Here is a 13,009-nt window from a genome sequence, read left to right as displayed (position 1 = left end):
AACCGCCCCGACCATCACAGGTGTAGTTTTCAGGGAGATATAACGAATAGGGAAGGACAAAAACCACAATGTCGTGAAGCAGCGGAGTGTAGCAGGTTTTGTGACGTGGCGCATAAAATATCCCTCGGCGCTGCGTTGACGACAGATTTCCCGCCGTGTGGTCACTGGACAAAAAGGGCAACCGGGCATAATGTTAATCAATCGATTGATTAATTTTTAAAACCGCCATGAATACGACCCCTACGACATCGAAAGGTGAACAGGCCAAAAACCAGCTTATTGCCGCCGCGCTGGCGCAGTTTGGCGAATATGGTCTGCATGCCACCACGCGGGACATCGCGGCGCAGGCCGGGCAAAACATTGCGGCCATTACCTACTATTTTGGCTCAAAAGAGGATTTGTACCTCGCCTGTGCCCAGTGGATCGCCGACTTTATCGGTAACCATTTTCGGCCACACGTTGAAGAGGCCAGCGGGCTATTGAGCCAGCCGTCGCCGGATCGCGCCGCCATCAGGCAGCTGATTATCAGCGCCTGCGACAATATGATTCGCCTGCTGACCCACGACGAGACGCTGAGCCTGAGTAAGTTCATCTCCCGTGAGCAGCTCTCCCCTACGGCGGCTTACCAGCGAGTGCACGATCAGGTGATTGCCCCTATGCATACGCACCTGACCCGGCTGATCGCGGCCTATACCGGACGAGACGCCGACGATACCGAGACTATTTTGCATACCCACGCCCTGCTGGGTGAAATTCTCGCCTTCCGTCTTGGGCGCGAAACGATCCTGTTACGCACCGGCTGGACACAATTTGATGAGGATAAAGCCGCGCAGATTAGCCAGGTCATCACCTGTCATCTCGATCTGATCCTGCAAGGCTTAACGCAAAGGAGCCTGAAGTCATGAAAAAACCTGTCGCCATCATTCTGGTGGTCGTTGTTCTGCTTGCCGCAGGTATCGGCGGCTGGCTGTGGTATCAAAGTCACCAGGACAGAGGCCTGACGCTGTACGGTAACGTCGATATTCGCACCGTGAATATGAGTTTCCGCGTCGGGGGGCGCCTGGCCTCCCTCACCGTTGATGAAGGCGATACCATCAAAACCGGTCAGATGCTGGGGATGCTCGACAAGGCCCCGTACGAGAACGCGCTGATGCAGGCGAAAGCAGGCGTTTCCGTGGCGCAGGCGCAATATGACCTGATGCTGGCCGGCTACCGTGACGAAGAGATTGCTCAGGCCGCCGCCGCGGTCAAACAGGCGCAGGCCGCCTATGACTACGCACAAAACTTCTTTGCCCGTCAGCAGGGGCTGTGGAAAAGCCGCACCATTTCTGCCAACGACCTGGAAAACGCCCGCTCCTCCCGCGACCAGGCCCAGGCGACGCTGAAATCCGCCCAGGATAAATTAAGCCAGTACCACACCGGTAACCGCCCGCAGGACATCGCGCAGGCAAAAGCCAGCCTGGAACAGGCGCAGGCGCAGCTGGCGCAGGCGGAACTGGATCTGCACGACACCACGCTCATTGCCCCGTCTGACGGCACGCTGATGACCCGCGCCGTGGAGCCGGGCAGCATGTTAAGCGCGGGAAGCACCGTCCTGACGCTTTCTCTGACGCGTCCAGTATGGGTGCGCGCCTACATTGATGAGCCTAATCTCGGCCAGATGCAGCCGGGCCGCGAGCTGCTGCTCTACACCGACGGTCGGCCGGATAAACCGTATCATGGCAAAGTTGGCTTTGTGTCACCGACGGCTGAATTCACACCCAAAACGGTTGAAACGCCGAATCTGCGTACCGACCTGGTTTATCGCCTGCGCATCATCGTGACCGATGCCGACGACGCGCTGCGTCAGGGCATGCCTGTCACCGTAAAAGTCAGCGACGGGGAACGACATGAATGACGCGGTTATTCAGCTCAACAATCTGGTCAAACGCTTCGCGGGGATGGAAAAACCTGCCGTCGCCCCGCTGAACTGTACCGTTCAGAAAGGCTATGTGACCGGGCTGGTTGGCCCGGACGGCGCAGGCAAAACGACGCTGATGCGGATGCTGGCGGGTTTGTTAAAGCCCGATGAAGGAACCGCCAGCGTGCTCGGACTCGACCCGATTAAAGACGATGGCGCGCTCCATGCCATGCTGGGCTATATGCCGCAGAAGTTTGGTCTGTATGAAGACCTGACGGTGATGGAAAACCTTAATCTGTATGCTGACCTACGCAGCGTCACTGGCGAAACCCGTCAGAAGACCTTTGCCCGTTTGCTGGAATTTACCTCGCTTGGCCCCTTCACCGACCGGCTGGCGGGCAAGCTCTCCGGCGGGATGAAACAAAAGCTGGGGCTGGCCTGTACGCTGGTGGGCGAGCCGAAGGTTCTCTTGCTCGATGAACCCGGCGTGGGCGTCGACCCGATTTCGCGCCGCGAGCTGTGGCAGATGGTGCATGAGTTAGCCGGCGATGGGATGCTGATCCTCTGGAGCACCTCGTACCTTGATGAAGCGGAACAGTGCCGTGACGTTCTGCTGATGAACGAAGGTGAGCTGCTTTATCAGGGAGAGCCGACCACGCTGACGCAGAGCATGGCTGGACGCAGCTTCCTGCTGCACAGCGCCCAGGCCTCCAACCGTCAGCTGCTGCAGCGGGTGCTGAAGCTACCTCAGGTCAGCGACGGAATGATTCAGGGCCGTTCGGTGCGCGTGATCCTCACGAAAGAGGCGACCGCGGACGATATACGCCGTGCACCGGGAATGCCTGAAATTGAGATGGAGGAGACCGCGCCACGCTTTGAAGATGCGTTTATCGATCTGCTCGGCGGCGCAGGGACATCAGAATCCCCCCTCGCCGCGATCCTGCATACGGTTGAAGGTACGCCGGGTGAAACGGTGATTGAAGCCAAATCCCTCACCAAAAAGTTTGGGGATTTCGCCGCCACCGATAACGTCAATTTCGCGGTGAAACGCGGTGAGATTTTTGGCCTGCTCGGGCCAAACGGCGCCGGGAAATCGACCACTTTTAAGATGATGTGCGGCCTGCTGGTACCGACCTCGGGGAAAGCGCTGGTGCTCGACATGGACCTGAAGGTCAGCTCCGGCAAGGCGCGTCAGCATCTGGGCTATATGGCGCAGAAATTCTCGCTGTATGGCAACCTGACGGTCGAGCAGAACCTGCGCTTTTTCTCCGGCGTGTACGGCCTGCGGGGCCGCGCGCAGAACGAGAAAATCCACCGCATGAGCGAGGCCTTTGGCCTGACGGGCATTGCTTCCCATGCCACCGACGAACTGCCGCTCGGCTTCAAGCAGCGGCTGGCGCTGGCCTGCTCATTAATGCATGAGCCCGATATCCTGTTTCTCGATGAGCCGACCTCCGGCGTTGACCCCCTCACCCGCCGCGAGTTCTGGCTGCATATTAACAGCATGGTGGAGAAAGGGGTCACGGTCATGGTAACCACCCACTTTATGGATGAGGCGGAATACTGCGACCGCATCGGGCTGGTGTATCGCGGCAAGCTGATTGCCCACGGTACGCCGGACGACCTGAAAGAACAGGCCGCCGATGACGAGGTGCCGGACCCGACCATGGAACAGGCGTTTATTACCCTCATCCACGACTGGGATAAGGAGAATGCCCATGCGCAATAACGCCATTTCGTGGCGCAGGGTGCGTGCGTTGTGTATCAAAGAGACGCGCCAGATCGTGCGTGACCCCAGCAGCTGGCTGATCGCTGTGGTGATCCCCCTGCTGCTGCTCTTTATCTTTGGCTACGGGATCAACCTTGACTCCAGCAAACTGCGGGTCGGGATTTTGCTGGAGCAACAGAGCGAAGAGGCGCTTGATTTCACCCACACCATGACCGGCTCCCCTTACATCGACGCCACCATCAGCGACAACCGGCAGGCGCTAATCCAGATGATGCAGGCCGGGAAGATACGCGGGCTGGTGGTGATCCCGGTGGATTTTGCCGCCAACATGGCGCGCACCGAGGCCAGTGCGCCGGTGCAGGTGATCACTGATGGCAGCGAGCCAAACACCGCGAACTTTGTACAAGGCTATGTGGAGGGCATCTGGCAGCTGTGGCAAATGCAGCGTGCCGAAGATCGCGGGGAAACCTTCGAACCGCTGATCGACGTGCAGACGCGCTACTGGTTTAACCCTGCAGCCATTAGCCAGCATTTTATTATCCCGGGTGCAGTGACCATCATCATGACGGTTATTGGCGCCATTTTGACCTCGCTGGTGATTGCCCGCGAGTGGGAACGCGGCACCATGGAAGCGCTGCTGTCTACCGAGGTCACACGGGTTGAACTGCTGCTCTGTAAGCTTATCCCCTACTACTTCCTCGGCATGCTGGCGATGCTGCTCTGCATGCTGGTCTCGGTGTTTATCCTCGGCGTGCCGTACCGCGGATCGCTGGTAGTGCTGTTCTTTATCACCAGTCTGTTTTTACTGAGCACCCTCGGGATGGGGCTGCTTATCTCCACCATCACCCGTAACCAGTTCAACGCCGCGCAGGTGGCCCTGAACGCCGCCTTTTTACCGTCGATTATGCTGTCCGGGTTTATTTTCCAGATAGACAGCATGCCCGCCGTGATCCGTGCCGTGACCTACATTATTCCGGCGCGCTACTTCGTGAGTACGCTGCAAAGCCTGTTCCTGGCGGGGAATATTCCGGTGGTGTTGATCATCAACACGCTGTTTTTGCTGGCATCGGCGACGATGTTTATTGGGCTGACGTGGATAAAGACCAAACGGCGTCTGGATTAAGGAGCGAACATGTTTCACCGTTTATGGACATTGATACGCAAAGAGCTGCAGTCGCTGCTGCGCGAGCCGCAGACGCGCGCCATTCTGGTATTACCGGTGTTGCTTCAGGTGTTGCTCTTCCCGTTTGCCGCCACGCTGGAGGTGACTAACGCCACCATTGCTATCTACAACGAAGATAACGGCAAACATTCTGTCGAATTGACGCAGCGTTTCGCCCGGGCGAAGGCTTTTACCCACATCCTGCTGCTGAAAAGCCCGCAGGAGATCCAGCCCACCATCGATACGCAAAAAGCGTTATTGCTGGTGCGTTTTCCGGCCGATTTTTCCCGCAACCTGGATACCTTCCAGACGGCACCAATGCAATTAATCCTCGACGGGCGCAACTCCAACAGCGCCCAGATTGCAGCCAACTATCTTCAGCAGGTGGTGAAAGATTACCAACAGGAGTTGATGGACGGGAAACCGAAACCCAACAACAGCGAGCTGGTGGTGCGCAACTGGTATAACCCGAATCTGGATTACAAATGGTTCGTGGTGCCATCGCTGATCGCCATGATCACCACCATCGGAGTGATGATCGTAACGTCGCTCTCCGTCGCCCGTGAGCGCGAACAGGGGACGCTCGATCAGCTGCTGGTTTCCCCGCTCGCAACATGGCAAATTTTCGTCGGCAAAGCGGTTCCGGCGCTGATTGTCGCGACCTTCCAGGCCACCATCGTGCTGGGCGTGGGAATATGGGCCTACCAGATCCCGTTCGCCGGTTCGCTGGCGCTGTTCTACTTCACCATGGTGATTTACGGGCTGTCGCTGGTCGGGTTTGGACTGCTGATTTCCGCGCTCTGCTCTACCCAGCAGCAGGCATTTATTGGCGTGTTCGTCTTTATGATGCCGGCGATTTTGCTTTCGGGCTACGTATCGCCCGTCGAGAACATGCCGGTATGGTTACAGGATTTGACGTGGATAAACCCGATTCGGCACTTCACGGATATCACCAAGCAAATCTATCTGAAGGATGCGAGTCTGGACATTGTCTGGGGAAGTTTGTGGCCGCTACTGATCATAGCGGCCACGACGGGCTCAGTGGCGTACGTGATGTTTAGACGAAACATCGCGTAGCTTTTTCTCTTTGGTCAGTAACGAGACCACGGCAGGCCCTGCGAGGATTGCCAGACCGGCCAGGGCCAGCAGCAGGTTGTTTTGCAGCACACGCGACAGCAACCAAAGCACAATCATCGCCGCACCAAAGTACCAGGTGGTGGTGAGCTCTTCGAGCACATCACCCACCTCACGCCAGCGTGCTTCGTGGTGGCGCTGTAAAAACAGCATCGACAGTACGGTGACGCCATAGAGGACGCATAGCCCTAAGCCGACCCGCACCAGCGTGCCGCTCATCCAGCCCATCACCAGTACGGCCACGACCAGTAAATGCAACATTATCTGCCAGCAACTCAGGCCAGTTGCGACACGAACGCGTTGTTGCCACTTCATGGCTTCTCTCCTGAAGGATTTTTCTCTGCTTAATCAGACTACCGCACTTTACGGAAAATTCCGTAACACCGCATCTTTTTGTGACGCCTACTACACTTTATTTTCATCGGGATAGTCACCCTAGAAGGAACGTATGACCAAAAAAATGCAGCATTTCTCGCTTAAAGTGCTGACGATAAACATTCATAAAGGCTTCACAGCATTTAACCGCCGCTTCATTTTACCGGAGCTGCGCGACGCGGTACGCACCGTCAGCGCGGACATTGTCTGTCTTCAGGAAGTCATGGGCGCCCACGAAGTGCATCCGCTTCACTTTGAAAACTGGCCGGACACCCCGCACTACGAATTCCTGGCCGACACCATGTGGAGTGATTACGCCTACGGGCGCAACGCGGTGTACCCGGAAGGGCATCACGGTAATGCGGTGCTGTCACGTTTTCCCATTGAACATTACGAGAACCGCGACGTCTCTGTGGGTGAAAGTGAAAAACGCGGGCTACTTTACTGCCGTATCGCCCCACCGGACCTGGCGTTCCCGGTGCACGTGGGCTGTGTTCATCTGGGCCTGCGCGAAGCCCATCGCCAGGCACAGCTAAAAATGCTGGCCGAATGGACCAATGCCCTGCCCGAAGGTGAACCCGTGGTCGTGGCCGGTGATTTCAACGACTGGCGGCAGCGTGCTAACCATCCGTTGAAGGTTGATGCGGGACTTGAGGAGATTTTCACCCGTGCAAACGGCAGGCCTGCACGCACCTTTCCGGTACGGTTCCCGTTTTTGCGACTCGACAGAATCTACGTGAAAAACGCCCATGCCAGCAGCCCGACGGCACTGGCGTTACTTAACTGGCGACATCTTTCCGACCATGCGCCGCTCAGCGCGGAGATCCACTTATGAAATGTTCATGGCAGGAAGGCAACCGGATCACGCTGCTGGTCAACGGAGATGAATATTACCCCGCGGTGTTTGACGCGATTGACCACGCAAAGCAGAAAGTGATCCTTGAGACATTTATCTGGTTCGAAGACGACGTCGGTAAGCAGTTGCACAGCGTGCTGCTGCGTGCTGCCCTGCGTGGCGTCAAAATCGAAGTGCTGCTGGATGGCTATGGCTCACCGGACCTCAGTGATGCGTTCGTCAATGAGCTCACCTCAGCAGGCGTCGTGTTCCGTTATTACGATCCTGGCCCTCGCCTTTTCGGCATGCGTACCAATCTTTTCCGCCGGATGCACCGCAAAATTGTGGTGGTGGATGAGACGGTAGCGTTTGTTGGCGGCATTAACTACTCCGCTGAACATATGTCCGATTACGGCCCGGAAGCCAAGCAGGATTACGCGATTCGCATTGAAGGACCGGTGGTGCAGGATATCCTGCTCTTTGAGCTGGAAAACCTGCCCGGTAAAGAGGCTGCCCGGCGCTGGTGGCAGCGCCGCCATCATCGTCCGGAAGAGAACCGTCACCCCGGTGAAGCGCAGGCGCTGTTTGTCTGGCGGGATAACGGTGAGCACCGGGACGACATTGAGCGGCATTACCTGAAGATGCTGGCGAATGCGAAGCGCGAAGTGATTATCGCCAACGCCTACTTTTTCCCGGGCTATCGCCTGCTGCATGCCATGCGCAATGCGGCCCGACGCGGCGTGCGCGTGAAGCTCATTGTTCAGGGCGAGCCGGACATGCAGATTGTCAAAATCGGTGCCCGGTTGCTGTACAACTATCTGGTGAAAGGTGGCGTACAAATTTACGAATATCGCCGCCGGCCGCTGCACGGCAAAGTAGCCCTGATGGACGATCACTGGGCCACCGTGGGCTCCAGCAATCTCGACCCGCTGAGTTTGTCACTCAATCTTGAAGCTAACCTGATCATCCACGATCGCCAGTTCAACCAGACTCTGAGGGATAACCTGCAGGCGTTGATCGTGAACGACTGCGTGCGCGTGGACGAATCCATGGTGCCCAAACGCACCTGGTGGAATCTGGGCATTAGCGTGGTGGTGTTCCACTTCCTGCGTCATTTCCCGGCGATGGTGGGCTGGCTGCCGGCGCACACGCCAAAACTTGCGCTGGTGGATCCGCCTGTCCAGCCCGAAATGGAAACCCAGGACCGCGTTGAAGCGGAAGATGGAGGGAAAACCTGATGTCGAAATCACATCCACGCTGGCGGCTGGCTAAAAAGATCCTCACCTGGCTGTTTTTCATCGCCGTCGCGGTTCTGCTGGTGGTTTACGCACAGAAAGTTGACTGGGAAGAGGTGTGGAAAGTTATCCGCAACTACAACCGGCTGGTGCTGCTGGGCGCGGTGGGGCTGGTGATTGTGAGCTACCTTATGTACGGCTGCTATGACCTGCTGGGCCGCGCCTACTGCGGCCATAAGCTCGCGAAGCGCCAGGTCATGCTGGTGTCGTTTATCTGCTACGCCTTTAACCTGACATTGAGTACCTGGGTGGGTGGGATCGGCATGCGCTATCGCCTTTACTCGCGCCTCGGCCTGCCGGGCGGGACCATTACGCGCATTTTTTCCCTCAGCATCACCACCAACTGGCTGGGTTACATTCTGCTCGGCGGGGTGATTTTCACCATCGGCGTGGTGCAATTGCCTGCGCACTGGTACATCGATGAAACCACGCTGCGGATTTTAGGCTTTGCATTACTGCTCATCATTGCGCTCTATCTTTGGGCCTGCGCCTTTGCCAAACGCCGACACATGACCATCAAGGGACAAAAACTGGTACTGCCTTCGTGGAAATTCGCGGTCCTGCAGATGGCCGTGTCCAGCGCCAACTGGATGGCGATGGGGGCGATTATCTGGATGCTCATTGGTGAAGATGTGAATTACTTCTTTGTGCTGGGTGTGCTGCTGGTCAGCAGCATTGCCGGTGTGATCGTGCATATTCCGGCGGGGATTGGGGTGCTGGAGGCGGTATTTATCGCCCTGCTCGCCGGAGAGCATGTTTCACAGGGTACGATTATTGCCGCCCTGCTGGCCTACCGTATGCTCTATTACTTCCTGCCGCTGGCGCTGGCAACGGTGTGTTATCTGGTGCTGGAGAGTCGGGCGAAGAAATTGCGGGCGAAGAATGAGAAAGCGTTAGCGAAGTGAGGTCTGGCGAGGGAACTTACCCGGCCTGCGCAACGCAGGTCGGGTAAGGGAAATACCCTTAACGACGGTTGCCTAAAATACGCAGCAACATCAGGAACAGGTTGATGAAGTCCAGATACAGCGTCAGGGCGCCCAGAATCGCGTATTTGCGCAGGTTTGAGCTGTCGCGTACGTCAATCTGTTCGCCAATATTTTTCAGCTTCTGAGTGTCGTAGGCCGTCAAACCGACGAAGATCACCACCCCGATATAGGTCACCGCCCACATCAGCGCTTCACTCTTCAGCCACAGGTTCACCAGCGACGCCAGCACAATCCCAATCAGCCCCATAAACAGCATGCTGCCGAAACCGCTCAGGTCACGCTTCGTGGTGTAGCCGTAGAGGCTCATCGCACCAAACATCCCGCCTGCGACCACAAACGTGCTGGCGATGGAGGAATAGGTATACACGATGAAGATGCTGGAGAGCGTTAGCCCCGTCAGTGCCGAATAGAGCATAAACAGCGTGGTCGCCATTCCGGCGCTCAGCTTCTGCACCAGGCCGGAGAGAACAAAGACCAGCGCCAGTTGCGCGATGATCAGCCCAAAGAAGGTGATTTTGCTTGAGAAGATAAACATCATCAGCTCAGGCGTGTTGGCTGCATACCATGCGATAAAGGCGGTCAGCAGTAAACCGACCGTCATCCAGCCATAAACCTGAGCCATATACGTCTGCAGCCCGGTACGGGTCTGCTGTACTATTGAATCGGAACGCGGAAATCGGTCCATGATTCACTCCTGATTAAGTAGACACACACGTTAAGACTAACACATCCACGCAAACCGACTACCAACGACTGGCGGCTTCTTTGTCGCTGTCACGCGACTCAACCCACCTGTCGCCTTCCGGCGTCGCTTCACGTTTCCAGAATGGCGCTTTGGTTTTGAGGTAATCCATAATGAACTCCCCAGCTGCAAACGCGCTACTACGGTGGGCACTGGTCACGCCGACAAAAACGATTTCCTCGCCAGGCCACATTTCACCAATACGGTGGATAACCGTCACTCGCCCGAGCGGCCAGCGGCCACGCGCCTGTTCAACGATCTCCGCGAGGGATTTCTCCGTCATGCCCGGGTAGTGTTCCAGCGTCAGCGCCTTTACGCTGTCGCCGAGATTATGGTTACGCACTTTACCGGTGAAGGTGACAACCGCACCGTCTTCGTCACGCTCTGCCAGCCAGTCATATTCTGTACCAACGCTGAAACGATCATGACCTACCAGAATTCGGGTTTCAGCCATCTTAGCCCCCTGTCACCGGCGGGAAGAAGGCCACTTCATCCCCGGCCGTCAGCGGATGGGTCAGCTCCACCAGCGTCTGGTTAACCGCGGCCAGCAGCTTGCCTTCATCCAGCGCCAGCGCCCAGCGGTCGCTTTGCGCGGCAAGATGCGCACGCAGGTCGGCAACGGTGTCAAACGGGGCATCAAGCGTCAGGCTGTCGGTGCCCACCAGCTCGCGGACCTGAGCAAAAAAGAGCACCTTAATCATGGTTGCACACCTTAAAATCACCGGATTTACCACCGCTTTTCGCCAGCAAACGAACCGGGCCAATCACCATATCTTTCTGCACCGCTTTGCACATGTCATAGATAGTCAACGCGGCGACAGAGGCCGCCGTCAGGGCTTCCATCTCAACCCCGGTTTTCCCGGTTAAGCGGCAGAGCGACTCGATGCGCACGCGGTTGTGCTCCGGCTGCGCCTGCAGGTTGACTTCCACCTTGCTCAACATCAGCGGGTGGCAGAGCGGAATTAAGTCCCAGGTGCGTTTCGCAGCCTGGATCCCGGCGATGCGGGCGGTGGCAAAGACGTCGCCTTTGTGATGGCTGCCGTCAATAATCATCGCCAGGGTCTCTGGCAACATGGTCACGAAGGCTTCAGCACGCGCCTCACGCACCGTTTCGGCTTTGGCAGAGACATCCACCATATGTGCTTCGCCAGCGGCGTTAATGTGGGTCAGTTGCGACATAACTTATTTCTTTAAATGGGGATGGAAATTACACGGACGGGTACGGGCATCCAGCTGCGGCGCAATGATATTTTCCCACGCGGTGCGACACGCTTTTGTCGAGCCGGGCATGGCAAAAATCAACGTGCCGTTCGCCACACCGGCCACCGCACGCGACTGCAGCGTGGAGGTGCCAATCTCTTCAAACGAGAGCATGCGGAACACTTCACCAAAGCCTTCCACTTCCCGGTCAAACAGCGGGACGAGCGCCTCGGGAGCCTGGTCGCCTGTGGTAAAACCGGTGCCACCGGTGATCAGCACCACCTGCACCTCATCGCTGGCAATCCACTGAGAGACCCGTGCACGAATGGCATAACGGTTCTCTTTCACGATCGCCTTATCAACAATACTGTGCCCGGCATCATGTGCCGCATCGCGCAGCCAGTGGCCGGAGGTGTCATCCTCTTCACCGCGGCGGTCGGAAACGGTAAGAATAGCAATGCGTGTCGGGATAAATTCCGCGCTAACCTGACTCATCTTCTGGTTCCTTCTTAAGCCTGATTACCCGCCAATGTAGGACAGGTTCTGAGTAATGCCGGTGTTGCCCTGATGCAGGAAGTGGGTCTGTTTTTTGTGCGTCAGAGCTTCAGAAATCCGCGCTTCAAGCGCGGCCTGTTGGGCGTCTTCCGCCAGCAGATCGCGAAGGTCGACACCGCCACCCCCGAACAGGCACAGATGCAGCTTACCAACGGAGGAGACGCGAAGACGGTTACAGCTGGCACAGAAGTCTTTCTCATACGGCATGATAAGCCCGATTTCCCCTTCGTAATCCGGGTGACAAAAGACCTGCGCCGGGCCGTCGCTGCGCTGACGGATCTGGTGGATCCAGCCGCGTTTCAGCAGCTCATCACGCAACACCATCCCGGAGATGTGATGCCGACGGAACAGCTCACTGCCCTCGCCGGTTTCCATCAGCTCGATAAAACGCAACTGGATGGGGCGGGATTTGATCCACGCCAGGAAGGTATCAAGCTGGTGATGGTTGACGTCACGCATCAGCACCGTATTGACTTTGACCTTCTGGAACCCGGCACTGAATGCCGCGTCAATTCCATCCATCACCTGGCGGAATTTATCCTGGCCGGTAATGGCATGAAACTGGCGGGCATCAAGGCTGTCCACGCTGACGTTGATGGCGGTTAAGCCCGCGTCGCGCCAGGCCGCAACGTCACGGGCCATGCGGTACCCGTTGGTGGTGACCGCAATCTGACGGATACGATCGTTCTCACGCACCGCAGCAATGATATCGGGGAAATCACGACGCAGAGAGGGTTCCCCTCCGGTCAGGCGGACCTTTTCCGTGCCGAGTTCAGAGAATGCGCGCGTGACGCGGCGCACTTCGTCCACGGAGAGAAAGCCGTTATTGGTGACGCTGCCCGGTTTGTAGCCATCGGGCAGACAGTAGGTGCAACGGAAGTTGCACACATCGGTAATCGACAGACGTAAGTAAAAAAACTTACGCGCGAATGCATCAGTAAGTTGTGAAGCCATGTACACCTTTCCAGAGACGGGAGGCACAGTCATTTCTTTCTGTACCCTGGTGGCATATTCGCCACGGCCAGGGCGCCATATCTTTCGACACAGGCGCCAGGGCTCGAGTGTATGTTTTCAAATTTGAAAACGTGGTTATGGC

At 57.0% G+C, this 13,009-nt stretch carries 15 protein-coding genes and 1 riboswitch; of the genes, 8 read left to right on the top strand and 7 right to left on the bottom strand.

Annotated elements, in window-relative coordinates:
* Positions 1-227 precede the first annotated feature (227 nt).
* From cecR to AB6731_RS11155, 5 genes are read left to right on the top strand one after another with little or no spacing between them, the layout of a single operon-like run.
* Positions 228-905: a transcriptional regulator CecR gene (cecR, locus tag AB6731_RS11175; RefSeq protein WP_014169235.1), complete on the top strand. Its 678-nt coding sequence runs from the start codon at positions 228-230 to the stop codon at positions 903-905.
* Positions 902-1,897 carry a secretion protein HlyD gene (gene hlyD / locus AB6731_RS11170; RefSeq protein ID WP_371006365.1) on the top strand — a complete coding sequence of 332 codons (996 nt, stop codon included), beginning with the start codon at positions 902-904 and terminating at the stop codon, positions 1,895-1,897. The genes cecR and hlyD overlap by 4 nt, the downstream gene beginning before the upstream one ends.
* Positions 1,890-3,629, top strand: a complete 1,740-nt coding sequence (locus AB6731_RS11165) for an ATP-binding cassette domain-containing protein (protein WP_284942985.1) — start codon at positions 1,890-1,892, stop codon at positions 3,627-3,629. Before hlyD ends, AB6731_RS11165 begins: the two co-directional genes overlap by 8 nt.
* Positions 3,619-4,752, top strand: a complete 1,134-nt coding sequence (locus tag AB6731_RS11160) for an ABC transporter permease (RefSeq protein WP_371006364.1) — start codon at positions 3,619-3,621, stop codon at positions 4,750-4,752. The genes AB6731_RS11165 and AB6731_RS11160 overlap by 11 nt, the downstream gene beginning before the upstream one ends.
* Positions 4,753-4,761: 9 nt before the next feature.
* Complete coding sequence (locus AB6731_RS11155; protein WP_014169231.1) at positions 4,762-5,868, top strand: ABC transporter permease; 1,107 nt, start codon at positions 4,762-4,764, stop codon at positions 5,866-5,868.
* Here the strand turns inward: AB6731_RS11155 and AB6731_RS11150 are convergent.
* Entirely contained in the window at positions 5,830-6,240 is a 411-nt protein-coding gene (locus AB6731_RS11150; protein WP_014169230.1) for a YbhQ family protein, read from the bottom strand. The two genes, AB6731_RS11155 and AB6731_RS11150, sit on opposite strands and share 39 nt — an antisense overlap.
* A gap of 133 nt (positions 6,241-6,373) precedes the next feature.
* On the opposite strand from AB6731_RS11150, the gene AB6731_RS11145 reads away from it, so the two are divergent.
* Genes AB6731_RS11145 through AB6731_RS11135 form a run of 3 tightly spaced genes read left to right on the top strand, consistent with a single transcriptional unit; the run spans position 6,374 to position 9,335 of the window.
* The gene (locus AB6731_RS11145) at positions 6,374-7,135 is read left to right on the top strand and encodes an endonuclease/exonuclease/phosphatase family protein (protein ID WP_014169229.1); all 762 of its coding nucleotides are present in this window, start codon (positions 6,374-6,376) and stop codon (positions 7,133-7,135) included.
* Positions 7,132-8,373, top strand: coding sequence for a cardiolipin synthase ClsB (gene clsB / locus AB6731_RS11140; protein ID WP_014169228.1), 1,242 nt, complete (start codon positions 7,132-7,134; stop codon positions 8,371-8,373). The genes AB6731_RS11145 and clsB overlap by 4 nt, the downstream gene beginning before the upstream one ends.
* Positions 8,373-9,335, top strand: coding sequence for a YbhN family protein (locus AB6731_RS11135; protein WP_014169227.1), 963 nt, complete (start codon positions 8,373-8,375; stop codon positions 9,333-9,335). Before clsB ends, AB6731_RS11135 begins: the two co-directional genes overlap by 1 nt.
* A gap of 58 nt (positions 9,336-9,393) precedes the next feature.
* Here AB6731_RS11135 and AB6731_RS11130 read toward each other — a convergent pair whose 3' ends face one another.
* The 6 genes from AB6731_RS11130 to moaA form a co-directional block, all read right to left on the bottom strand.
* Positions 9,394-10,101, bottom strand: a complete 708-nt coding sequence (locus AB6731_RS11130; protein ID WP_014169226.1) for a Bax inhibitor-1/YccA family protein — start codon at positions 10,099-10,101, stop codon at positions 9,394-9,396.
* A 58-nt stretch (positions 10,102-10,159) separates the two neighbouring features.
* On the bottom strand, positions 10,160-10,612 hold the full coding sequence (gene moaE, locus AB6731_RS11125) for a molybdopterin synthase catalytic subunit MoaE (RefSeq protein WP_014169225.1): 453 nt from the start codon (positions 10,610-10,612) through the stop codon (positions 10,160-10,162).
* Position 10,613: 1 nt separating this feature from the next.
* On the bottom strand, positions 10,614-10,859 hold the full coding sequence (gene moaD, locus AB6731_RS11120; RefSeq protein ID WP_020884929.1) for a molybdopterin synthase sulfur carrier subunit: 246 nt from the start codon (positions 10,857-10,859) through the stop codon (positions 10,614-10,616).
* Positions 10,852-11,337, bottom strand: coding sequence for a cyclic pyranopterin monophosphate synthase MoaC (gene moaC, locus AB6731_RS11115; protein WP_047357129.1), 486 nt, complete (start codon positions 11,335-11,337; stop codon positions 10,852-10,854). The genes moaD and moaC overlap by 8 nt, the downstream gene beginning before the upstream one ends.
* Positions 11,338-11,340: 3 nt before the next feature.
* Entirely contained in the window at positions 11,341-11,853 is a 513-nt protein-coding gene (gene moaB, locus AB6731_RS11110; RefSeq protein WP_020884931.1) for a molybdenum cofactor biosynthesis protein B, read from the bottom strand.
* Between the two features lie 24 nt (positions 11,854-11,877).
* Entirely contained in the window at positions 11,878-12,867 is a 990-nt protein-coding gene (moaA, locus tag AB6731_RS11105; RefSeq protein ID WP_371006363.1) for a GTP 3',8-cyclase MoaA, read from the bottom strand.
* Positions 12,855-12,989, bottom strand: a riboswitch (molybdenum cofactor riboswitch). It overlaps the preceding gene by 13 nt.
* Positions 12,990-13,009: the final 20 nt, after the last annotated feature.

Source organism: Enterobacter sp. RCC_40, assembly GCF_041360735.1.
In the GTDB taxonomy this organism is placed as follows: Bacteria; Pseudomonadota; Gammaproteobacteria; order Enterobacterales; family Enterobacteriaceae; genus Enterobacter; species Enterobacter ludwigii.
This window is presented reverse-complemented; position numbering and strand designations above follow the sequence as displayed.